Source organism: Chryseobacterium scophthalmum, from assembly GCF_900143185.1.
Taxonomy (GTDB): domain Bacteria; phylum Bacteroidota; class Bacteroidia; order Flavobacteriales; family Weeksellaceae; genus Chryseobacterium; species Chryseobacterium scophthalmum.
On sequence record NZ_FSRQ01000001.1, the window covers coordinates 61,923 to 85,917 of the forward strand.

At 33.2% G+C, this 23,995-nt stretch carries 25 protein-coding genes; 21 read left to right on the forward strand and 4 right to left on the reverse strand.

Going from position 1 to position 23,995, the window contains the following annotated elements; genetic code table 11:
• Positions 1-18 precede the first annotated feature (18 nt).
• Both BUR17_RS00290 and BUR17_RS00295 read right to left on the reverse strand, forming a co-directional pair.
• Positions 19-618 (reverse strand): YdcF family protein, encoded by a 600-nt coding sequence (locus BUR17_RS00290; protein WP_074228023.1) that lies wholly within the window; start codon positions 616-618, stop codon positions 19-21.
• Positions 618-2,162, reverse strand: coding sequence for a S41 family peptidase (locus BUR17_RS00295; protein WP_228418557.1), 1,545 nt, complete (start codon positions 2,160-2,162; stop codon positions 618-620). Before BUR17_RS00295 ends, BUR17_RS00290 begins: the two co-directional genes overlap by 1 nt.
• Before the next feature lie 146 nt (positions 2,163-2,308).
• Between BUR17_RS00295 and BUR17_RS00300 the strand changes: the two genes are divergently transcribed.
• Positions 2,309-3,400, forward strand: coding sequence for an MBL fold metallo-hydrolase (locus BUR17_RS00300; RefSeq protein ID WP_074228025.1), 1,092 nt, complete (start codon positions 2,309-2,311; stop codon positions 3,398-3,400).
• A 1-nt stretch (position 3,401) separates the two neighbouring features.
• On the opposite strand, the gene BUR17_RS00305 is transcribed toward BUR17_RS00300, so the two are convergent.
• Complete coding sequence (locus tag BUR17_RS00305; RefSeq protein ID WP_074228026.1) at positions 3,402-3,689, reverse strand: GNAT family N-acetyltransferase; 288 nt, start codon at positions 3,687-3,689, stop codon at positions 3,402-3,404.
• 288 nt (positions 3,690-3,977) lie between these two features.
• Between BUR17_RS00305 and BUR17_RS00310 the strand changes: the two genes are divergently transcribed.
• The gene (locus BUR17_RS00310; RefSeq protein WP_228418559.1) at positions 3,978-5,162 is read left to right on the forward strand and encodes an MFS transporter; all 1,185 of its coding nucleotides are present in this window, start codon (positions 3,978-3,980) and stop codon (positions 5,160-5,162) included.
• Between the two features lie 295 nt (positions 5,163-5,457).
• Here BUR17_RS00310 and BUR17_RS00315 read toward each other — a convergent pair whose 3' ends face one another.
• Positions 5,458-7,677, reverse strand: coding sequence for an NADP-dependent isocitrate dehydrogenase (locus BUR17_RS00315; protein WP_074228028.1), 2,220 nt, complete (start codon positions 7,675-7,677; stop codon positions 5,458-5,460).
• Between the two features lie 172 nt (positions 7,678-7,849).
• On the opposite strand from BUR17_RS00315, the gene tpx reads away from it, so the two are divergent.
• The 19 genes from tpx to BUR17_RS00410 all read left to right on the forward strand — a co-directional run bounded on the left by tpx (position 7,850) and on the right by BUR17_RS00410 (position 23,891).
• Positions 7,850-8,347, forward strand: coding sequence for a thiol peroxidase (gene tpx, locus BUR17_RS00320; RefSeq protein ID WP_074228029.1), 498 nt, complete (start codon positions 7,850-7,852; stop codon positions 8,345-8,347).
• Positions 8,348-8,434: 87 nt separating this feature from the next.
• The gene (locus tag BUR17_RS00325; RefSeq protein WP_074228030.1) at positions 8,435-10,771 is read left to right on the forward strand and encodes an adenylate/guanylate cyclase domain-containing protein; all 2,337 of its coding nucleotides are present in this window, start codon (positions 8,435-8,437) and stop codon (positions 10,769-10,771) included.
• A 10-nt stretch (positions 10,772-10,781) separates the two neighbouring features.
• The gene (locus BUR17_RS00330) at positions 10,782-12,830 is read left to right on the forward strand and encodes an adenylate/guanylate cyclase domain-containing protein (protein WP_143747495.1); all 2,049 of its coding nucleotides are present in this window, start codon (positions 10,782-10,784) and stop codon (positions 12,828-12,830) included.
• A 195-nt stretch (positions 12,831-13,025) separates the two neighbouring features.
• A complete protein-coding gene (locus BUR17_RS00335) occupies positions 13,026-13,610 on the forward strand; it encodes an HD domain-containing protein (RefSeq protein ID WP_074230166.1) in 585 nt (194 codons plus the stop codon).
• Between the two features lie 7 nt (positions 13,611-13,617).
• Entirely contained in the window at positions 13,618-14,499 is an 882-nt protein-coding gene (locus tag BUR17_RS00340) for a YitT family protein (protein WP_074228032.1), read from the forward strand.
• 319 nt (positions 14,500-14,818) lie between these two features.
• A complete protein-coding gene (locus tag BUR17_RS00345) occupies positions 14,819-15,163 on the forward strand; it encodes a VOC family protein (RefSeq protein WP_074228033.1) in 345 nt (114 codons plus the stop codon).
• Positions 15,164-15,326: 163 nt separating this feature from the next.
• On the forward strand, positions 15,327-16,538 hold the full coding sequence (locus BUR17_RS00350) for a DUF763 domain-containing protein (protein ID WP_074228034.1): 1,212 nt from the start codon (positions 15,327-15,329) through the stop codon (positions 16,536-16,538).
• Positions 16,539-16,818: 280 nt separating this feature from the next.
• Positions 16,819-17,409, forward strand: coding sequence for a Crp/Fnr family transcriptional regulator (locus tag BUR17_RS00355; RefSeq protein ID WP_074230167.1), 591 nt, complete (start codon positions 16,819-16,821; stop codon positions 17,407-17,409).
• A 76-nt stretch (positions 17,410-17,485) separates the two neighbouring features.
• The gene (locus tag BUR17_RS00360; protein WP_074228035.1) at positions 17,486-17,899 is read left to right on the forward strand and encodes a VOC family protein; all 414 of its coding nucleotides are present in this window, start codon (positions 17,486-17,488) and stop codon (positions 17,897-17,899) included.
• A 33-nt stretch (positions 17,900-17,932) separates the two neighbouring features.
• Positions 17,933-18,340 carry a VOC family protein gene (locus BUR17_RS00365; RefSeq protein ID WP_074228036.1) on the forward strand — a complete coding sequence of 136 codons (408 nt, stop codon included), beginning with the start codon at positions 17,933-17,935 and terminating at the stop codon, positions 18,338-18,340.
• Positions 18,341-18,344: 4 nt separating this feature from the next.
• Positions 18,345-18,806 carry a hypothetical protein gene (locus BUR17_RS00370; protein WP_074228037.1) on the forward strand — a complete coding sequence of 154 codons (462 nt, stop codon included), beginning with the start codon at positions 18,345-18,347 and terminating at the stop codon, positions 18,804-18,806.
• A gap of 64 nt (positions 18,807-18,870) precedes the next feature.
• Positions 18,871-19,395 carry a hypothetical protein gene (locus BUR17_RS00375; RefSeq protein WP_074228038.1) on the forward strand — a complete coding sequence of 175 codons (525 nt, stop codon included), beginning with the start codon at positions 18,871-18,873 and terminating at the stop codon, positions 19,393-19,395.
• A 279-nt stretch (positions 19,396-19,674) separates the two neighbouring features.
• Positions 19,675-20,106 carry a VOC family protein gene (locus BUR17_RS00380; RefSeq protein ID WP_074228039.1) on the forward strand — a complete coding sequence of 144 codons (432 nt, stop codon included), beginning with the start codon at positions 19,675-19,677 and terminating at the stop codon, positions 20,104-20,106.
• Positions 20,107-20,180: 74 nt separating this feature from the next.
• Positions 20,181-20,594, forward strand: a complete 414-nt coding sequence (locus BUR17_RS00385; protein ID WP_074228040.1) for an SRPBCC family protein — start codon at positions 20,181-20,183, stop codon at positions 20,592-20,594.
• 18 nt (positions 20,595-20,612) lie between these two features.
• A complete protein-coding gene (locus BUR17_RS00390; RefSeq protein WP_074228041.1) occupies positions 20,613-20,870 on the forward strand; it encodes a DNA-directed RNA polymerase subunit alpha C-terminal domain-containing protein in 258 nt (85 codons plus the stop codon).
• 124 nt (positions 20,871-20,994) lie between these two features.
• A complete protein-coding gene (locus BUR17_RS00395; RefSeq protein ID WP_074230168.1) occupies positions 20,995-21,858 on the forward strand; it encodes a VOC family protein in 864 nt (287 codons plus the stop codon).
• 126 nt (positions 21,859-21,984) lie between these two features.
• The gene (locus BUR17_RS00400) at positions 21,985-22,818 is read left to right on the forward strand and encodes an SDR family oxidoreductase (protein ID WP_074228042.1); all 834 of its coding nucleotides are present in this window, start codon (positions 21,985-21,987) and stop codon (positions 22,816-22,818) included.
• Positions 22,819-22,848: 30 nt separating this feature from the next.
• Complete coding sequence (locus BUR17_RS00405) at positions 22,849-23,277, forward strand: SRPBCC domain-containing protein (RefSeq protein WP_074228043.1); 429 nt, start codon at positions 22,849-22,851, stop codon at positions 23,275-23,277.
• 161 nt (positions 23,278-23,438) lie between these two features.
• A complete protein-coding gene (locus BUR17_RS00410; protein ID WP_074228044.1) occupies positions 23,439-23,891 on the forward strand; it encodes an SRPBCC family protein in 453 nt (150 codons plus the stop codon).
• Positions 23,892-23,995: the final 104 nt, after the last annotated feature.

Sequence of the window (23,995 nt, forward strand, 5' to 3'; positions counted from 1 at the left end):
AAACTACAGAATTTTATTTTAAGATTTCTGAATTGATGATGAGTTTTCGCCGGAATCTAATTGAGTATAATAAGCAGGAAATTCTCTTAAAATAGAATACAAATCCCGCCATTCAAAATATCTCGGACTTACACTTGAAACATTTTCGAAACCCTGATCATTAAATAATTTCTTCGTTCGGGTCACATGAAAATATTGCGAAACGACGATGATGCTTTTAAACTTATATTTTTGTTGAAATTTCAAACTGTTTTCAACGGTCAATCTTGTATTATTGCCGTAATTATCCACAAAAATTACAGAGTCAGGAATTGCATTACTGATTAGAAATTCTTTCATTTTATCCCCTTCATAAAAACCTTCTTTACCTAAACCACCACTTACCAGAATTTTTTTAACACGATGATTTTTATAGAGCTCAATTCCGGTTTCCAAACGTTTCTCAAGTCTTGTCGATAAAGTTCCGTCTTCGTTTACTTTATTTCCGAGGATGATGGCAATGTCTGCTTTTTTGCCGTTATCAGACAATCCATCTGTTACAATATAAACGGTGTGAATTACAAACCAAGAAAAGATTAAAACGACAATAAATTTTAAATATTTAATTAACTTCTTCATCAATCAGCAATTTTTAAGCTTTTTTCTTTTTCAATTTCTGATTTCACCCAATCCAGTTGCGAATCTTTTTGATCAATAATATCCTGCATGCTTTGCTCAATTTCTACATCGGGAGTTACGCCTTTTTTTGTATTTTCAAATGTGATATTGGGCTGTATTAAAAGCAATCCAATTGGTAAATCTATTTTAGAATTAGGGAGTTTTTGGTAAGAGTAAAATCCTGCAACTGTTCCGTCGTTCGCACCGCCGGTTTCTTCACCAACCAAGGTTACCCGTTTGTCAAATTTTAATTTAGAAGAAATAACAGATGAAGCTGAAAAGCTTCCACCATTAATCAAAACATACACTTTTCCTTTAAAAGCATTTTCTTTAGGTTTTGTCGGCTTGTTTTCCTTCATTTTATAATACGCAACGCCGTCTTTTCCTTTGTAAACATTCAAAGCCTGATAAAAGAAATAACCGGGATAAGCCAGACTTTTAAGAGTGTATTCTAACGGATTTGATTTTCTGAAATAGTTGGTTTTAAGCGGAGTTACTCTTGATGTAAGCTGAGAAGGTTTTATCAAAACAAACGGTTCTGGAGTGAGATAAGAATAGAGCTGATTGATTTCGTACAGCGAGCCACCGTAGTTTTCACGAATGTCGATGATGAGGTAAGAAGATTCTGCATTCTTGATCTTAGCAAAAGATTCTTTGTAAAATTTATCTGAAAACGACCTTGAGAAACTTTTAATTTTCATGTAAGCAATGGTGCTGTCTTTATCTAAAAATTTTAAATTTCTATTGTAAGAATTTGTTGAAACAACATAATCGTTGATCTTTTTTTCGGGAGTTCGTTTTTTATCAAGCTTATCTTTTTCAATCTCTTGCTTGTTTTTGCTTTCCCGTTTTAAGACCAGAGTTTGTTTTTTGTCGTTATAAAGAGTTTCAATTTTCGCACTGTCCATTATTCCTTTTTCGGCAACAAAAAAGTTAAAGAAAACATCCTTAAGATAATAAGAATAAAAAGTGGTGTTGTAACCGTCACTGCTTATTAATTCACGGTATTTTTTTAGATAATTTGAAACAGGAACATCATTAATACTTAAAAGTTCAGTTCCGGGTTTAATGTTCTGAATAGAATCTTTATTTTCAATAAAATACAAATGATCATCTTCTACATGATATTCAAATCTTCCGAAGAGACCTTTTTTGTTTTTTAAAGCTTTAATTTCTTTTTTTGAAAACTTTTTTGCCGGAATTTTTAAAGATAAATGACCTTCACGGATTTGGGCGATAACGGGTTGCAATTTAAAATAAAACTGAGTAGGAGTTAAAGGCTTATTGATGGTCGACTTTAAACTGTCAAATTTAAAATCAAGTTCTTTTTTTGAAATATACCAGTTTAAATTCGGATGCATTTCCTGAAGTTTTTGGTAGGCAAAATCAACATCCTGAAGCAGTTTTTCAGGAGGAATTATGCTTAATCTTTGTTCGTTATACTTTTTTACTGAAGTACACGAAACAAAACTTAACATCATCAAAGTGAATATAAAATATTTCAAAGTAAGTAGTTTTTTTAACAAACGAATTTAAAAACTTTTAAATATAATTTAGATAGAAAAAAAGTAAAATTCATTTTCGTGCGTCATTGATGAAAGAGTAGTAAACTTAAAGAAAGTTTTTTACATTTGAATTTCAAATTTTAATAATGATTTATTTAATTATATTGATCGCTGTACTTGTTGTGGCCACTTATTTTGTAATGTCTCAGGAAGTTTTTGGCGCAGCACCAAAAGGGAAACGTCTGGAAAAAATACTCAATTCTAAGAATTATAAAGATAAGCAGTTTCAGAATCAAAGTTTTACACCACAGATTGCCGAAGGTTTTTCTATGCCAAAAGTAATGCTTGAGTTTTTATTTGGTAAAAAAGATCCGTTGCTGAAGCCTTTACAGGCAATTCCTGCAATTCATACAGATTTAAATAAAATTTCAGCTAACGAAGATGTTTTCATTTGGATGGGGCATTCTTCTTATTTTATAAAAATTGACGGAGTTTCTTTCCTGATAGATCCTGTTTTAAGCACTTTCGGTTCACCTTTTAAGTTTTTCAATAAAGCTTTTGAAGGTTCAGATTTGTTTAAACCTCAAGATATTCCGAATATTGATTATCTGGTAATTACACACGATCATTATGATCATTTAGATTTTCCAACGGTAAAAGCGATCCGTGAGAAAGTGGGAAAATCGATTATGCCTTTGGGATTGGGAGCTCATCTTGAACGATGGGGATATTCTGAAGATCAGATCATTGAAGAAGATTGGGGCACAACTGTCGCTTTAAAAGAGGGTTTTAAAATAACATTTACTCCGGCAAGACACTTTTCGGGAAGAAAATTCCAAAGAAATACGACGTTGTGGACTTCTTATGTTCTTGAAACGCCTACGAAAAAAATATTTTTGGGTGGCGACAGCGGTTATGATACTCACTTTAAAACAATTGGTGAGAAATACGGACCATTTGATTTTGCAATCATGGAAAACGGACAATATAACCCGGCTTGGAAATACATTCACGCGTTGCCGGAAGATGTCATTCAGGCAAGTTTAGATATTCAGGCGAAAAATATTATTCCGGTGCATTCTGGGAAATTTGCTCTCGCTTTACATCCTTGGAATGAGCCATTACAAAAAGTGACGATGCTTGGAAAAGAGAAAAATTTACAGATTCTCACTCCAAAAATCGGTGAAAAATTAGATTTAAACAATACATCGTATCATTTTCAGAATTGGTGGGAATAGTTTATTCGTGCCAAATTCCTTTATATCTTTTCGGATGATTTTCTAACTGTTGTCTTACAAAATCGCATTCAGGGTCAATCATCAGATCTTTTTCTTCGGCAAAACTTACCAACCTGTCCAGAAGAAGTTTGGCGTAACCATGACCTTCCAGATTTTCATCAATTTTGGTATAATATACATTGAGTAGTCTTCCATCAACGGAAATCGACATATAGCCGACTTTTTTACCATCAATTAATAACTGCAATTCATCTTGGTAAGGTGTAATTTCAAACTTTATACTTTCCATAATTTCTGATGCTTTTGGTGAAATTCTACTTTAAAATTACAAATTTATATTTTAAAATGAGATTGTTTTAAGAAAATGAAACTAATTTATAATGATTTAAATTAAATCTTCAATCAAATATTTTCTTGCAAATTGATTGAAACTATAATTATAGATACAGAAATTTTATGAAGAAAGAGATTGATTTCGATTGAATTTAATTATATACTATTTCAGAATTATTGATCTAAACAAATACGCTTGAACAAATAAAAAGTCGGACTTTTGTCGCTTGAAAATTTCATGCGGATGTTAAAAGAGAAAAATAAATTTATTGCAACGATTCTTGCTTTTGCGATGATTCCGATGTCAGGTTTAGCAACAGACATTTACCTGCCTTCAATGCCGAGTATGGCGACCGAACTTCATCAACCTGAAAGCAATATTCAGCTTACTTTATCAATATTTTTAATCAGTTATGGTTTGACGCAGTTTTTTGCGGGAAGTATTGTTGATTCTTTTGGAAGGTATAAAGTTTCAATGGCTTCTTTGGCTCTGTTTGTAGTTTCTTTTCTGATTACCGCAACCACTCAGAATATTTTTGTAATCTATGCAATGCGTGTATTGCAGGGAATTTTGTCGGGATTTGCTGTCGTTTCTAAACGTGCTTTTTTTGTGGATGTTTATGAGGGCGATGAGCGGAAACATTATCTCAGTATTATGACAATTGTCTGGTCGGTCGGGCCGATTATTGCGCCGTTTATCGGAGGTTATTTGCAGAAAATTTTCGGATGGCAATCTAATTTTTATGTTTTGGCGGGATATAGTTTGGTTCTTTTAATTCTTGAATTGATTTTTTCTGGCGAAACTTTAAAGAAAAGGAATCCTTTCAATGTTGAGTTCTTGCTGAAAGAATACGATTCGATGTTTAAAGCTAAAGATTTTTTCTACGGAATGGTGATGTGCGGGATCAGCTATTCGATGATTATGTTTTTCAATTTGTGCGGATCTTTCATTATCGAACATAAAATGGGCTATTCTGAAGTCATTGCGGGTTATGTTTCTTTAATTTTAGGTTTTGCCTGGATGGCAGGAGGATTTTTAGGAAAAGCATTGATCAATAAAGCATTTTTACCTAAAATTCGTTATGCTAACTTCATTCAATTATCTTTAATTGTTCTGATGTTTATTGCATCTTATTTCTCAAATAATATTTACAGTCTGGTTGCTTTTGCATTCGTCATTCATGTAACAGCCGGATTTATTTTTAATAATTATTTCTCCTACTGTATCGGAAGATTCCCCAATTCTGCAGGACTTGCAGGTGGAATGACCGGTGGAGTCGTGTTTATTCTCACTTCTGCGATCAGTTACGGAATTGTAACACTCATTAGACCTCAAATTCAGCTGGAAGTTGCGGAAGGATATTTTATAATGGGAGTTTTAGGGCTGCTTATTTTAAGTATGATTAAATGGAGAAAAGCGCATGTTTGATTAATTAGGAATTAGGAATTAGGAATTAGGAATTAGTTTTTTGATAAATTTCAAATTTTGTACTAAGCAATATCAATAGGAGCGGGCTTTAGCCCGCTTTATTTTTGTAATATAACCATCGGCTTTAGCCAAAACTTAAAAATATTTCGCTATTACTACGCTTAAACTCCTTCGGAATGCCAAACTACACGCATATTTTTGTGTAGTTTGTGAAAAATATTAGCGCAATTCGTGTTTAACAAAACAAAAAAAGCTCCTTAAAAAAGGAGCTTTCAATTTATATTAAATCTGAAAATTAAATTCCGTCAATAATTTCATTTAAAACAGTACTTGGTCTCATTGCCTCGTAAGTTTTGTAAGTGTCAGTTTTGAAGTAACCGTCAATATTTTGAGGTTTACCTTGAGCACCGATCAATTCAGCATTGATAACTTCTTCATTTTCCTGCATTGCTTCTGCAACCGGAGCAAATTGTTCAGCTAATTCTGCATCTGCTGTTTGGTTTGCCAAAGCTTCAGCCCAATACATTGCCAAATAGAAGTGAGAACCTCTGTTATCGATTTGTCCAACCTTTCTTGCAGGAGATTTGTCAGTCGCTAAGAATTTAGCATTTGCTTCGTCTAATGCATCAGCAAGAACCTGAGATTTTGTATTTCCTTGAGTTTGTGCTAAATGCTCTAAAGAAGCCTGCAAAGCTAAGAACTCACCTAAAGAATCCCATCTTAAATAACCTTCTTCCAAGAATTGCTCAACGTGTTTTGGAGCAGAACCTCCAGCTCCTGTTTCGAACAAACCACCGCCATTCATCAATGGAACGATAGAAAGCATTTTTGCAGAAGTTCCAAGTTCAAGAATTGGGAAAAGGTCAGTTAAATAATCTCTCAATACGTTTCCTGAAACAGAAATAGTATCTTTTCCTTCTCTTGCTCTCTTCAACGTTTCCGTCATTGCGTCTTTTACATCAAGAATTTTAATGTCAAGTCCGTTTGTATCGTGATCAGCTAAATATTTTTCAACTTTTTTGATCATTTCTCTGTCGTGAGCTCTTCCTTTATCTAACCAGAAAATAGCAGGAGTATCAGAAAGTCTTGCTCTGTTTACAGCTAATTTTACCCAGTCTTGGATCGGAGCATCTTTAGTCTGACACATTCTGAAGATATCACCCGCTTCAACTTTCTGAGAAAGAAGAACGTTTCCGTTTTCGTCCTGAACTTCAACTGTTCCTTCAGCAGATGCCTGGAAAGTTTTATCGTGAGAACCATATTCTTCAGCTTTTTGAGCCATCAAACCTACGTTAGGAACAGAACCCATTGTTGTAGGATCTAATTTTCCGTGCGCTTTCATATCATCAATAACTGATTGATAAAAACCTGCATAAGAACGGTCTGGAATGATACAAACTGTATCTTCTTCGTTTCCGTCTTTGTTCCACATTTTTCCTCCGCCTCTTACCAAAGCAGCCATAGAAGCATCAACGATAATATCTGAAGGAACGTGGAAATTAGTAATTCCTTTATCAGAATTTACCATTGCCACTCTTGGTCCGTTTGCTAAAGCAGTTTCAATATCAGCTTTAATATCAGCTTCCTGAGCATTTCCTTTAATTTTATCGAAAAGATCTGCAAGACCGTTGTTTGGATTTACATCTAAAGATTTAAATGTTTCAGCATATTTAGTGAAAACATCTTTAAAGAAAGTCTCAACGATAGCTCCGAAAACGATTGGATCTGAGATTTTCATCATCGTCGCTTTCAGGTGGGCAGAAAGAAGTACATTTCTGTTTTTAGCTTCTTCGATAGCTTCCTGAACGAAAGATTTCAAAGAATTTAAATTCATTACAGAAGAATCGATCACTTCTCCAGCCTGAAGACCTGCGAAATCTTTCAATAAAGTTTCAGCGCCATCATTTCCTTTGAAAACGATTTTATATTTTGTAGCATTCTCTAGAGTAGTAGAAGTTTCAGTTCCGTAGAAATCTCCACTGTTCATGTGAGCAACGTCAGTTTTGCTGTCTGAAGCCCAGTTACCCATTCTGTGAGGGTTTGCTTTTGCGTAGTTTTTAACAGCTTTTGGAGCACGTCTGTCAGAATTTCCTTCTCTTAATACAGGGTTTACAGCACTTCCTAAAACTTTAGCATACTTAGCTTTGATTGCTTTTTCCTCGTCATTTTTAGGCTCTGCAGGGTAATTAGGAACTGCGAAACCTTTAGCTTGTAATTCAGCAATAGCAGCATCTAATTGAGGAGCAGAAGCTGAAATATTTGGTAATTTGATAATGTTTGCATCCGGTTGAGTTGCTAATTCTCCTAATTGAGCTAAAGCATCAACGATTTTCTGATCATCTTTCAAAAATTCTGGGAAGTTTGCTAAGATTCTTCCTGCCAAAGAAATATCCGGAACTGCGATCTCAATGTTTGCTGATTTTGTAAAAGCTTTTACAATCGGTAAAAACGAGTGTGTTGCCAACATTGGAGCTTCATCCGTAAGGGTGTAATAGATTTTTGATTTGTCTGACATTATACTGTTATTTATTATTTAAATTTTTAGTTTCACAAATTTAGTTAAATTTTAATTTTTTTCGCTTTAATAGTCAATGAGATTTTCCACTTTAAGAATTATTTAACCTTTATTTCAGACAAAATCATCTAGAATTTAAATAAATTTGATGAAAATTATAAATTTATCAACAATGTCTACAATTACGTTTAAAGGAAACCCAATCAATACAATCGGAAATCTTCCAGAGGTAGGAAGAGAAGCTCAGGAATTTACAATGGTATCTTCAGATTTATCTGAAAAAAATCTTGCAGATTACACAGGAAAAAGAGTAGTATTAAATATATTCCCAAGCATCGATACGGGAATTTGTGCAGCTTCAGCAAGAAAATTCAACGAAGAGGCATCAAACCTTGATAATACAGTTGTGATTAATGTTTCAAGAGATTTGCCTTTTGCATTATCAAGATTTTGTGCAGCTGAAGGTTTAAATAATGTTGAAACGTTATCAGATTTCAGAGGGAATTTCGGGGAAGATTATGGTGTAACGCTTTCAGATTCACCTTTAAAGGGTCTTTTGAGCAGAGCTGTGGTTGTTTTAGATGAAAAAGCTAAAGTAATTTATACAGAGCAAGTTCCTGAAATCGGACAAGAGCCTAATTACGAAGCTGCTATCGCATCTTTGAAATAAATGAAAATATTTCTCATCAATTTGAATCATTCTGTTATTTAATAGAATGATTTTTTTATTTTTGTACATCAACGCAATAACCAGCCATTGAAGAATAAATTTACCTCTTTTGCAATTATCTGTTTTCTCTTTTGTGGGAACACAGTTTTTAAAGCACAGGAATCTGTTGAGATTAATAATCTTAAAAGTCAGCTGAAATTGACTAAGTCTGACAAAGAACGAGCAAAGATTTTTGGAGATTTAGGTAATATCTATTTTCAGAGTAAGAATGCAGACAGTGCAATTTCATATTCCAAATTATCATTATCCATTTATTCAAAAAACAATGATACTGAACAAATCGGAAGAGCAAATTTGTTTATAGGGACTTTGTTTTTGCAAAAAAATGATTTAGTTACGGGTGAAAAATACTTGTTAGAAGCCGAAAAATATCTCCATAAAACTGAAAATTACGAAAAGAGAGCTCTTCTCAATTTTTGGATGGCACGACTAAATGCTGTTAATAAAAAAAGTGATATTGCTACAAAATATTACAATGAAATTTTAAAGTATAATAAAGAAGGCAGAAAAATAGACAAAAATCTTGTAATGGAATCTTACCAAGGTCTTTTTGCCAACAACTTTATAAAACAGGAATATGCAGACAGCTATACAGCTTTGTACACCTACATTGATTTTGTAAAAAAAAATTATCCTGAAAATTTATATCCTGCATACAGAAGTGCAGGAACATTTTTCTTAACCAGCAGAGATAATAAAAAAGCGCTGGAATATTTCCAAAAAGGGTTGGGTGTTTCCCAAAAGAGCGGTAATGATTTGCAGATAGCGGAAGCGAAAATTTTTATGGCTAATGTTTATTCTGAAATGAATCAACTGGAAGTAGCGAAAAAATATCTGAATGAGGCTAAAGCTTATTATGAATCTCATAATTTGAAAAACAGTTTACCTCTGGTTTATTACTATTTCTCGGATATTTATTCTAAAGAAAAAGATTTTGTAAAAGCTGAAGACTACGCTGCTAAAGTGATGAAATTGAGTGATGAAAATGACCCGATGTATCAGTATTATAAAAATCATGAAGGATTTATCGGGCTAAAGAAAATTATGGAAGACAGTCTTTCATTAAAAAATACTCCCTCAAAGCTTTCTGAATTGGAAATTAAAACCAAAGAGCAGGTTAAAAATCTTGAGTATTTTACTCAATTGAAAACTTATGTTTCTCCAGAAATTTTCATACAAAATTATGAGGTATTGCATCGTGCTTATGCTTTTTTGGGTGATTATAATCAGTCTTATTCATATTTAAAAAAAATGTATGATAAGAAAGAAGAAACGTACGGAATCGACAAAATGAAGGCACTTTCTTCTGTACAATCTGAGACTGAGCTAGCCAACGAAAGAACCCGTATAAAACTTGAAGAAGAAACCAAAAGAATTCAGCTTCAGAAAGAAATAGAATTAAAGGCACTTCGTTTTGAATATGAAAAAAAACAGGCGGCTGCAAAAACTGAAGAAGAGAAAAAAAGATTGGCGCTTGAGGAAGATTTAAAACGAAAAGAAATTCAGATTAAATTTGATGAAGAGCAAAAAGCAGTAGCTTTAAAATATTCTCAGGAAAAAAATATTGCCAAAATCAATCAGGAGAAAAAAGATGCCATTGCAAAAGCAGATTTAGAAAGTTCTAAAACTCAAAAAAATATGTGGGCAATTGGAGCTGGTTTATCTTTGCTGTTATTAGGTTTTGCTGGGTTTTCGTATAATCAGAAGCGTAAAGACAACAAAAAAATTGCTGAAGAAAAACAAAAATCAGATGATTTGCTGCTCAATATTCTTCCGTATGAAGTTGCTGAAGAATTAAAAGAAAAAGGAAAAACCAACGCCAAACATTTTGATGAGGTTTCGGTTCTGTTTACAGATTTTGTCAACTTTACAGCAAATTCCGAAAGAATTGGTGTGCAGGAAGTTTTGAATGAACTTAATATTTGCTTCACCGAATTCGACAGAATCATGGAAAAATACAATTTAGAAAAGATAAAAACCATTGGTGATGCGTATTTGGCGGTGAGTGGATTGCCTGTTTCTAACGACCAACATGCAAAAAATGCGGTGAATGCAAGTTTGGAAATTCTTTCTTATATTCAGCAAAGAAAAAAAGAAAACCCAAATGCTTTAAATATCAGAATCGGAATTCATTCCGGACCGGTGATTGCGGGAATCGTGGGTGTGAAAAAATTCGCTTACGATATTTGGGGAGATACGGTGAATACAGCGGCTAGAATGGAGCAGAACAGTTCATCGGGAAGAGTAAATGTTTCTGAAGCAACCTATCAATTAATAAAAGAAGACTTTACTTTTGAGCATCGCGGAAAAATCGAAACCAAAGGTAAAGGCAAAATGGAGATGTATTTTGTTAATCAAATTTAATTTTATCAGAGTGAAAAAAAATCTACTCCTTACATTTATATTTTTCTTGTTAATCGGATTGCAAAATTTATGTTTTGCACAAAATTCTTTTGAAAAACCTAGAGTTTTTACTGAAAAGGAAATCAAAAACGGCGCATCTATTGATGAAGATAGTAAATTTTTTGCTGGTGATAATCCTGCTTTTGCTTCGCCACAATTTGATGATTCTTCATGGAAACATGTCAATTTTAATTCTAGAAAAGTCTATTCATGGAATCCTATGAATTATGCCTCTAAGAAAGATGCTAAAAAAGATCAGATTTATTGGGTTCGGTACTATTTTAAGATAGATTCTGCATCGGTCAATAAATCTTTATGTTTTAAAATTCAGCAACTCGGTGCTTCCGAAATTTATTTAAATGGTAAAAAAATTGAAAGTATTGGCAAAATCGGAGACGAAAAATCAAGAGAATTCAGGATTAAAAACAGAATACCAGAATTGTTTACTTTAGATAATACCAAAGTAAATGTTTTAGCGATAAGATTTTTACCGATTGCTGCTGGCAAAAAGAAGACCATTACTTTGGTACCTTTTGCCATCGGTGTTGAACTTGCTTCTGCTAACGAATTTATCAGAGACAAAACTGAAGAAGTGCAGTATTTCAATTTTTACACCATGCTGATTTGCGGAATATTTGGTGCATTAGGATTTATTCATCTTTTGTTATTTATTTTTTACAGAAAAGCAATTTATAATCTGTATTTTTCTACGTACAATTTTTCGATTTCTTTGATGAGCTATATGGTCTTGCTCTTGTCAGAAATAAAAAATCCTTTAGATATCGACACTTATACGTTTTTTGCATTTCTTTCGGTAATGGCATTCGGTACTTCGCTTACAGGATTTGTCAATACATTATTTGGAAGAACTAAAAAAAGACTGAAAGTAATGTTGATTATTTCAGCTTGTATTTTTATTCTCTATTATTTCAGCGCAGCTTCTGCGGCTAGTTTTGCCTTTTTTTATCTTTGTTTTGTTGCTTTCGAATCTTTTTATTTGATTGTAAGAGCAATGATCAGAAGAGAAAAATCTGCTTTCATTGTAGGAGGAGGAGTTTTGGTATTCTTTCTTTTTATTGTGATGTCTATCGTTTTCATGTTTTTAAATAAAACAAACACGGTTGATATTAATAAAGCTTTCGGAGATGATTTTATGGGATATGTTTTAGGATTTATTTTCATAAGTTTTCCGATTTCGATCTCTGCTTATTTAGGTTGGCAATTTGCATCAACCAATTTAAGTTTGGTAAAACAGCTGGATGAAGTAAAGCGACTTTCTGATGTTAATTTAAAACAGGAACAGGAAAAACAGCAGATTCTTCAGGATCAGAATGATTTGCTTGAAAAACAGGTCGACGAACGTACGTTTGAGTTGCAAAAAGAAAAGCAGAAAACAGAAAATTTACTTCTCAATATTCTTCCGCATGAAGTTGCTGAAGAACTAAAGGAAAACGGAAGCTCTGAAGCCAAATATTATGACGAAGTCACTGTTTTATTTACCGATTTTGTTAATTTTACCCAGAGTTCAGAGAAAATGGGCGCAGAAAAAATGTTGGTTGAGCTGAACGAATGTTTTACTGCTTTCGATATGATCATGGAAAAACATGGTTTAGAGAAAATAAAAACCATTGGAGATGCTTATTTGGCGGTTTGCGGTTTACCTATGAAAAATGAATGTCACGCTTATCAAACAGTTTTGGTAGCTTTGGATATTATAGATTTTATTGAAGAAAGAAAGAAAACTCATCCTGATGTTTTAGATATCAGAATCGGGATTAATTCAGGTTCTTTGATTGCCGGAATTGTAGGGGTGAAAAAATTCGCTTACGATATTTGGGGTGACACTGTAAATACAGCCGCAAGAATGGAGCAGAACAGCGAAAAAGGAAAAATAAATATCTCAGAATCGACCTATCAATTGGTAAAAGAAAAAATAACTTGTGAATACAGAGGTAAAATTCACACCAAAGGAAAAGGCGATATGGATATGTATTTTGCGATTGAAATCAAAACTGAATAAATAATTAATTAAACCACAAAAGCCATAAAATTTTTATTAGAAGATCTATTCGGATTATGATAAGAGCAGAAAGGAGACTATCTTATTTTTACCTTTTTTGAACTTTCAAAGTATTTTTTTTAACTTTTAAAATTATTGTATTAGCTTTTGTGACTTTTGTGGTTAAAAATTTTAAAAACATTTTCTATTTTAAATATGGAATACGAAAAATTAAATAAACTCATATTAAAAAGACTCAAGGAAAATCTTCCGGAGCACCTTTCTTATCACAGCGTGATGCACGTAAAAGATGTAATTGATTCTGTAGAAAAAATTGCAAAATCTGAAAACGTGAATGATGAAGACTTATTATTGTTAAAAACGGCGGCATTATTTCACGACACCGGATTTTTATACGGATCAAAAAATCATGAGGAAAAATCGTGCGAAATCGCTGAAGAATATCTTTCTGATTACGGCTATTCAGAATCGCAGACCGAGAAAATCAAAGGAATGATTATGGCGACAAAAATTCCGCAGACGCCACATAATCATTTAGAGCAAATCTTGGCAGATGCAGATTTAGATTATTTGGGAAGAGACGATTTTTTTGTAATTGGTGACAAATTATTTGAAGAACTTTCGATGTTTGGAATTGTCAATTCCGAGCGTGACTGGAATCTTTTACAGGAAAAATTCCTCGAAAGTCATCATTATTTCACAGAAACAGCCATCAACAGCAGAAATCAAAAAAAACAGGATAACCTGAATATTATTAAAACAAAACTAAAAAATAACTGATCACTTTATGAGCTCTGCTTCAACTAAACATGGCCCGCTTTTTACTCTTTCAGATATTATTTATCTCGTTTTAGGAGTTATTTCTGCGAGTTTTGCTTTAAAATCTTTCCTCGTTCCTAATCACTTTTTAGATGGTGGTGTTACCGGTGTTTCACTTTTACTTCACGAAGTTTACCATTGGAATCTCGGAGTCGTTCTATTGGTTTTAAACTTACCATTTATCATTCTGGCGTACTTCCAAATCGGAAAACACTTTGCGATCAGAAGTTTTTTAACGATTTTACTGATCATCATTACCATTTTTTTCGTCCCTTTTCCGGAAGTGACCCATGACAAATTATTGGTCGCTGTGTTTGGCGGATTTTTCATGGGAATTGGAATCGGTTTATCCATGAGAGGTGGCGGAACTTTCGACGGAATGGAAGTTTTAGCCTTATTAACATTCAAAAAAAGCAGTTTTAGCATTACCGAAATTATTTTAGGAATGAATGTGATTATCTTTATCATCGCAACCGTTTTTCTTAAATTTGAAACCGCTTTGTATGCAATTATGACATATCTCGTGGCTAGTCAGATTACCAAATATGTAATTGAAGGAATTGAAGCGTACACTGGCGTAACCATCGTTTCTGCAAACAGTGAAGAAATCAAAAAAGCTTTGGTTCTAACGATGAATAGAGGGATCACGGTGTACAAAGGCGAAAGAGGTTTTATGAAAGAATCTTTTGAGCAAAGTGCCGATGCAGATATTATTTTCACCATTGTCACCAGATTGGAAGTTAGAAAACTGCAGAATATCGTTCGTTCAATCGATCCGAAAGCATTTATTTTTACACAGACCGTAAGAGAACCTCAAGGCGGAATTGTAAAAGAAATTATAAAGCATTAAAATTTTAAACCTTTAAACCTTGAGAATATTTTCAAGGTTTTTTTATTTAATAAATTTGTTTAAACTTTAATAGTTGGTGATCGCAAAGGCGCAATTAATATACAAACTGTTTTAAGGCGCAAGGATTTATCTGCGATAAAATTTTAATTGTTTTATTTTTAGATTCTTTATGAACTTGTTTAGTCACACTGAGCGAAGTCGAAGTGTTTTGCGCCTTAAAAACTAAAAAAGATAAAAAACTTGCGCCTTTGCGTTTTTCCAACAAGTAGCGTTTTATAAAAGTTAAATAGACTTAATTTTAAACTTAAATTTTAATGAAATGGTAAAGAGAATCGTAGCCAATATAAAAACTGAAGATTTATCTCAAGCTGATGTATTTTATCATGATATTTTGGGTCTCGAAATATTGATGAATCATGGCTGGATCAAAACTTTTGGCAATGAAGAAGAAGCAAAAGTTCAGATCAGTTTTGCAACTCAAGGTGGAAATGACACCGAAGTTCCCGATTTTTCTATTGAAGTTGATAATGTCGACGAAATATATAATAAAATGAAAAATTCAGGATTTGAAATTACTTACAAATTGACCGATGAAGATTGGGGTGTTCGAAGATTCTTTGTAATAGATCCGTTCGAAAAACTTGTTAATATTCTTTCACATTAATAAGTTTAATATCATTCGATTGATTTTAGTAAATTAAAAATCTTTTCGTTAAAACATAAAAATGTTAAAGCCTTATGTATTTCAATTGTAAGGCTTTAATTTTGCCTATCAACTATCAACTATCAACTATCAACTATCAACTATCAACCATCAACTATAACAAATGAAACGTTCCGGAACCGCAACTTTACCACTTCACTACGGAAAAGTACCGCCTTGGCTTTATGAAAGAATGGCAATACTTGGGCTTTCTATTGTTGAAGTAATGCTCGCAGATTACGGAAAAAATGAAGTCCTTCGAAGATTGGCAGATCCTTTTTGGTTTCAAAGTTTTGGTGCAGTTATGGGAATGGATTGGCATTCTTCAGGAATCACAACTTCGGTAATGGGAGCTTTAAAACGCAGCATCAATCCAAATTCCAAAGAACTCGGGATTTATATTTGTGGCGGAAAAGGGAGGTTTTCTAAAGAAACACCAAATGAACTTCTCGTTATTGCCGATAAAACCGGATTAAATGGAAACGAATTAGTTCGGGCAAGCAAACTTTCTGCAAAAGTTGATAATACTGCAATTCAGGATGGTTATCAATTATATCTTCATAATTTTATTTTGTCAGATGAAGGAAATTGGGCAGTTGTACAACAGGGAATGAACGATGCAGATGGAACCGCAAGACGTTATCATTGGCATTCTGAAAATATGAAATCTTTTGTAGATGAACCTCACAAAGGAATTCAGGGAATTAACCGTGGAAATATTTTGAATCTTACAGCAAATGAAGCTCAGGAAAACCGCAAAGGAATTTTAGAGATTTCCCACACAAATTCTGAAAAGATCATGCAGGATTTTGCCAATTTAATTTTGCCGGCTCATCACGATGTTCGCGCTTCAGATGTTGATCTGAAAAAACTCGGAACACTTTTGTACATGACCAGAGAAAACCAGCCTGAAAATTTTGAAGAATTACTTTTAATGAAAGGAGTAGGACCACGAACCTTACAAAGTCTGGCATTGGTAAGTGAAGTCATTCATGGTGCTGCTTCAAGATTCAGAGATCCTGCGAGATTTTCTTTTGCACACGGCGGAAAAGACGGGCATCCTTTTCCTGTTCCCATCAATGTTTATGATGAAACGATTTCCATTTTACAAAAAGGAATTGAAAAATCTAAATTGGGAAATTCTGATAAGCTGCAATCGATCAATAAACTACACACGATTATTGCAGAAGCCGAGAAAAATTTCACTCCGGATTTTGATATTAATGAAGTCATTGAGGAAGAACGCCAAAATTCATGGAGATTTGGTGGGAAAACAGTATTCGGTGACGCAGAAAAGCCATCAAAACCTAAACCGATTCAGCTTTCTTTGTTTTAAATTTTTGACTTAGGAAACGGAGAAGTTAATAAAATTAGAATTTAATCCGTTAAAAAATTCCCATTGTTTGAGCACGTTGATAAATTTGAACTAACGAAGAAATGTTCATTCGTGCGAGTTTTGGGGATTTTAGGAGTAAATTTTAGTTTTTAGTCGAAGTTTCCAGTCTTGAATTTTTGGTTCTGTTTCAAGACAAAAGAACTAATGATAATTTATACAAAAAATGTCACTTTTAATTCCAATAAAAATTTTAATTTTAAAATCTCAAAATATTAATTGGATGACCAGCAAAGCCTTCGACGTTTATCGTGATTTTCCTTTTTTCTTTCAAGAAGAACTTGATGAAATTATTCAGGCTCACGAAAAAGTAGTTTTCCAAAAAGGAGAAACTATTCTTCAGGAAGGCAAAATGGCCAACGAATATTATATTTTAGAAAAAGGTTTGGCGCGTTCTTTTGTTAATGATTTTAACGGGAATGATGTGACAACAAATTTTTTTACAGAAAACGAAATTATCATCGATGTTTCTTCTCTGTTTCAAAGAATTCCCACTCAGGAAAATATTATCTGCATTACAGATTGCGAATGTTGGAAGCTAGATTTTGATGTTTTTCAGGAATTATTTCATAAAATTCCGAACCTCAGAGAATGGGGAAGAGCTTGGATGTCTCAACAGCTTTTTTTATACAAACAGCGTTCTGTAGAGATGTTTACACTTTCTGCAACCAAACGTTACCTTCATCTTTTAGAGCAAAAATCTCAGGTGATACAATTTGCACCTTTAAAACAAATTGCTTCTTATCTGGGAATTACAGACACTTCATTAAGCAGAATCCGCAAAGAAATAGTATCTCATCCGAAGAAAAATTAAATCTTGTCTTATGGCAAGTTGATTTTCGCAATGACTTGGTAATTTTGGTTAAAAGTTTAACATCAAAAATTACAAAATGGAAATCAATCAAATTTACGTAAACCTTCCTGTAAAAGATGTTCAGAAAACTAGAGAATTCTGGACGAAACTAGGTTTTTCGATCAACGAACAATTTTCTGATGAAAAAGCAATCTGTGTAATCATGAAACAAGATCATATTTACACCATGTTTTTAAAAGAAGAGTTTTTCCAAACTTTCACAGACAGATCCGTTGCAAAAGGAGATACCACTCAAACGCTTCTCGCGATTGGCGTAAACAGTCGTGAAGAAGTTGATGAAATGGTGAAAACTGCTACAGAAAATGGAGGTTCCAAATACAGTGAGCCAAGAGATTATGGTTGGATGTACCAGAAAACTTTTTCAGATTTAGACGGTCATCAATGGGAAGTGCTTTTTTCAGATATGTCTCAGCTTCCTGCGGATTTTTAAATCCTCATATTTTAACCTAAAAAAAATGAAAAAATGAAAGTCAATCAAATTTACGTGAATCTTCCGGTGAAAGATATTCAGAAAACAAAAGATTTTTGGACTAGAGTCGGATTCTCCATCAACGAACAGTTTTCAGACGATAAGGCAGTTTGTGTGGTGATGAATGATAATATCTATGTGATGTTTTTAACGGAAGAATATTTTCAGACTTTTTCAGAAAGACCGGTTCCGAAAGGCGATACTACACAAGTTTTGGTTGCAATCGGTTTAAATAGCCGTGAAGAAGTTGATCAGGTTGTTAATGCTGCCGTAGCGAATGGAGCTTATCAACATGAAGAACCACAAGATTACGGATGGATGTATCAAAATTCTTTTTGGGACATCAATGGACACGGTTGGAATGTCACTTTTGCAGATATGTCGCAAATGCCTCAAGAATAATTAAATGGAAACACAATCAAACGATATTGAAATTCTAAAATTTCTGATATTGAGTAATTACAAAGTGATTTCGATGAATATCAATGATATTTCAAACGAAGAAGCAATGATCTTTCCTAATGGCGAAGCAAATTGTATGAATTGGATTTTAGGACATTTACTTTACATAAGAAATGTTTTTCTGAATGTTTTGGGTGAAGAATCAGTTTGGGACAACGAAAAATTTTCATGCTACAACAGAGGAGAAATTCCTTTGAACAGAAAAGATGAATTTGTAAGTTTCGACGAATTAAAATCTTACTTAAAAGAATCTCAGAATAAGTTTGAAATGAAACTTAACAGTCTTGAAAGCCTTGATCCTGCAATAGTTAATGACGTTTCAGGATTGTCACTTCACGAAATTTATCACAGCGGTCAATTCGGATATCTCCGAAGGATTTTAGGAAAACCCGGAGCGGTAAAATAAATCAGGAAGAGAAATTTAAAAAGCAATTTCATAGAATTCACAAAACAACATTAAACTAAACATAATGGACACCGCAAAATCATCAAAATTAGAAATTATAATTCCTGCATTTAGAGGACACAGTCAGAGTTTTCTAATGGTTCTTGATGGAATTTCAGAAGAAGATGCTTTGAAAAGAATTGAAGGCAGAACAAACCACATCGTTTGGATGGTTGGAAATTTTCTCGATATGCGTTATGCAATGGGAAGCGTACTTGGCCTAAATGAAGAATTTGAATTTAAAGATTTTTTCTTTCAGGGAAAAGCGTTGGATTCAAACTTAGAATATCCATCTTTACAGCAATTGAAAGATTCTTTTCATAAAATTTCACCTCTTGTTTATCAGAAATTATTGGAAGTTTCAGACGAAGATTTAGCAAAAGCTTTTCCAATGGGAATGAATATCGAATTTTTCCCTGAAAATGTGCTCAATTTTATCGGAATGTGCATCGGTCGTGAAGATTATCTCTGCGGACAAATCGGATTGATGCGTAGAATTCTCAATTATGAAGGAATGAAATACGACTTTGATGAGAATATGAAGTATTAAAATCAAATGTAGATTTGAATATATTTAAAACAGATTCTTCACTGCACTTCGTTTCGTTCAGAATGACAAAACGTATAAAAATATAACTTATTTTCTTTGCTGAATCAAACGCCTTTGTGAACGAAAAACATTCTCAATTAGATAAAAAAATCTTTGTGCTCTTTGCGTTTAAATAAACACAAATATTTACACAAATTTCACGATAAATTTAATTGTTTTATTCGTGAAAACCATTAGCGAAACTCGTGTTTAAAAAACTAACTTTTAAAAATAAAAATCATGGCAAAATTAAATCCGTACCTGAATTTTGATGGTACAGCAGAAAAAGCATTTACATTTTACAAATCTGTTTTCGGCGGAGAATTCGTTGGAGAAATCCATAAAATGGGCAATGCTCCCGGAACTGAAAATTTATCAGATGAAGAAAAAAACAGAGTAATGCACATTGCGCTTCCGATTGGTGGAGATCTTTTGATGGCTTCAGACATTGTGCCGTCTTTTGGACAAAACTTAACGGTAGGAAATAACAATTATGTTTCTGTTTTCCCTGATTCCAGAGAAGACGCTGACAGAATTTTCAAAGGACTTTCTGAAGGTGGAAATATCGAAATGCCACTTGAAGATCAGTTTTGGGGTGATTATTTTGGTAGTTTTCAGGATCAGTTTGGCGTTCATTGGATGATCAATTATAACGAAGAATACACAAAATAGTTTTATATTTAATTAATGAAAGGGTAGATGTTGAGTTTACCCTTCTTTTTACACATTAAAAAACAAAATATTAAATGGATAAAGTTAAAATTGACATTACAATCTTGGCGCCGGTAGAAAAAGTTTGGGATTATTTTAATGCCCCAAAACATATTACTAAATGGAATTTCGCTCATGAAAGCTGGTTTTGCCCGAGTTCTGAAAACGATCTGAAAGTAGGTGGAAAATTCAATAATAGAATGGAAGCAAAAGACGGAAGTTTCGGCTTTGATTTTATAGGAGTTTATGACGAAGTAATTCTGAACGAAAGAATAAAATATCATATAGAAGACGGGAGAGAAGTAGAAGTGATTTTTGAGAAAATAGACGAGAATACAACTAAAGTGACCGAAATTTTTGATCCTGAAAAACAAAATTCAGTTGAGATGCAGCGTGAAGGTTGGTATGCGATTCTTAACAATTTTCATAAATATGTAGAAAACCATTAAACTTTAAAAGCTGTAATCATGATCAATTTAGTAATAATGGCAAGATGTTTAAAGCCTATTTATACTGAGAATCATGTTGTGGAAAACAAATTTTTGCAGGGTATTATAGCGATGCCTGCAAGAAGAGCCTTGGAAAAAAAACAAATAGATTCTCTCACAAAACTGTCAGATTATTCTGAAAATGAATTAATGAAATTTCATGGTTTCGGAAAAAACACGATTTCGAAACTAAAAAATTACATGAAAGAAAACAATTTTTCTTTTAAAAATAATTAGAACAAATGGTTTGTCATTCTGATGAAGGAAGAATCTCATGATTAAATTGAGATTCTGCATTTTGCTTACATTTCATTCAGAATGAAAAACTTAAATGATACAATCAACTCTAAATTTTAAAACAATGAATAACAATATTTTCCCATGTCTTTGGTATGATGGTGATGCAAAAGAATCAGCTGACTTTTACTGTAAAATATTCAACGGAAAAATTACAGCAGATACTCCGATGGTTTTGAATATCGAACTTTTCGAACAAAAAATAATGCTTCTAAATGGCGGTCCACATTTTGAAAAAAATGCTTCCGTTTCGTTGATGGTGATGTGCGAAACTGAGGAAGAGGTTCAGAAATATTGGGATCAATTAGAAGACGGAGGGATTGTTTTGATGGCATTAGATTCTTATCCTTGGAGTAAAAAATACGGTTGGATTCGGGATAAATTTGGCGTTACTTGGCAATTATATTTAGGTGAAAAGAAAAGTGAGCAAAGAGTTATTCCGACTTTAATGTTTATTCACCAAAATAATGGGAAAGCAATGGAAGCAATGAAATTGTATACAGAAGTTTTTCCTAATTCAAAAATAGAAAGCGTTTTGAAATATGGAGACGGAGTAGGAGATGAAAACCACGAAGTTCCGGAAAATGTACAGCACGCGCATTTCGAAATTAATGGTTATTCTTTATTCTGTATGGATAATTCTTATGATCATAAATTTGATTTTAATGAGGGAATTTCAATGGTTATTATGACAGAAAATCAGGAAGAAACAGATCATCTTTGGAATTCGTTAACTGCAGATGGCGGAAGAGAAAGTATGTGTGGTTGGCTGAAAGATAAATTTGGAATGAGTTGGCAAATTGTGCCTAAAAGATTAATTGAGCTTATGAGTGATTCTGATCAGCTGAAAGCGCAAAAAGTAGTACAAGCGATGATGAAAATGCAGAAAATTGTAATTAAATATTTAGAAGATGCTTATAATTCTTAGCTTGATGATGGAAGTTCGATGTTAGAAGTTATTTTGAGTCGTTAAAAACTTCCGGCTTCCAACATCAAACTTCCAGCTTTAATTATTCGGCTTGCTGTTTGATGATATTCATAAAAAGATTTGCTTATGAAGACACAGAACAAGTCAAAATCACTTTCCAAAGTACCCAAAGACGGTTTGTATCCTGAAATTATCAGACAAAATTATTTAGGAAGCAAAAAACTACTTAATAAAAAAGCAATTATCTCAGGTGGCGACAGTGGAATAGGACAAGCTGTAGCGGTGCATTTTGCAAGAGAAGGAGCCGATGTTGCTGTTATTTATAAAGAAAGTGTAAAAGATGCTAAAGAAACCAAGAAACTGGTTGAAAAAGAAGGACAGAAATGCATTCTTCTAAAAGGGGATATTTCTAAAAAAACATTTAGAAAAAATTCTTTAGAAAAGATTGCTAAAGAATGGAAAACCATTGATATTTTGGTTAATAATGCCGGAATTCAGTTTCCAAAAAGCGATGTCGAAAAAATTTCAGATGATCAGATTAATGAAACATTCAATGTCAATATCATTTCAATGATTTCATTTACAAGAGATTGTTTGAAATTAATGAATAAAGGCGGGCGAATAATTTGTACCACTTCGGTAACTGCTTATCGTGGCAGCGATCATCTCATAGATTATTCGTCAACAAAAGGCGCAATTGCAACATTTATTCGTTCTCTTGCAACAAATCTTGCCGAGCAGAAAATTTTGGTTAACGGTGTTGCTCCAGGTCCGATCTGGACTCCACTAGTGAAAGAAACTTTTGAAGATATTGCTTCTTTCGGAAAAGATACACCTTTAAAAAGAGCCGGCCAACCTTCAGAAGTTGCACCTGCTTATGTTTTTCTGGCTTCGGAAGATTCCAGTTTTATCACGGGTGAAATCATTCACATCAATGGCGGAGATTTTGTCGGTGGATAAATAATTTTACCTAAACCTATAAATTAAATTATGGAAGTTTTAAAATTTGAAATAAAAATCAACGCAAGTCCCGAAAAAGTATGGACCGTTCTTTGGGACGATATGCATTACAGACAATGGACTTCGGCGTTTACAAAAGGTTCTTTTTATGTAGGAACTTGGGATGAAGGCAGCATCATTAAATTTTTTGATCCTAATAATAACGGAATGTACAGCCGTGTTTTAAAAAATGATCCCAATAAAGAGATGGTCTTTTTGCATTTGGGTGAAATTTATGATGGGATAGAAACTCCACAAGATTGGGGTGATGCCACAGAATCTTATGTTTTGGAAGAAACTGAAGAGGAGACAATATTAAAAGCAACCATCAAATCTTCACCAGAATTTAAAGATTTTTTTGAAGAAAAATTTCCTGCAGCACTTCAGAATGTAAAAAACTTGGCCGAAAACCAATTGTAATAAGTTGGATTAATTTTTTTTAAAATTATAAATAATCAAAAATAGTCAATCATATATTCTAACATTTTATGAATTTTGATTACTGAGTAATAGTCTATTTTCTTTATTCTTTATTCTTTATTCTTTATTCTATCTAATCAATCACTTTAAAAATCATTATTATGGAAAATTTATCGTACGACATTATTATTAATGCTCCAAAACAAAAAATATGGGACGTTTTATGGACTCCCGAAACGTACAGTGAATGGACAAAATATTTCAATCCTAAATCAATTTCATTGATGAAATCAGATTGGAAAGTTGGCGGAAAAACTTATTTTACAAATTCAGATGGTGAAGGAATGGTTTCCACGATCGATAGTCTCGAAAAACCCGATCAGATTGTTTTTAAACATTTGGGAATGGTTGATAAAGATGGAAACGAAGATACTCAAAGCAAAGAAGTGATGGAGTGGAACGGTTCTTTCGAAAAATATTTTCTGATTTCGCTTGATAATGGAACGGTAAAACTTCAGGCAGAAGTTCAGGCCGAAAGCGAATGGAAAGATCATATGAATGAAGGTTTTACAAAAGGTTTACAGATTGTAAAAGATCTTGCAGAATCCAATTAATAAGATTTGAATAATTTATATCAAGAGGTTTTTACACGAAACCTCTTTTTTTATTTACCTTTAAACAAATCTTTTTAATAAAATATTCTCAATCATCTGTGGAA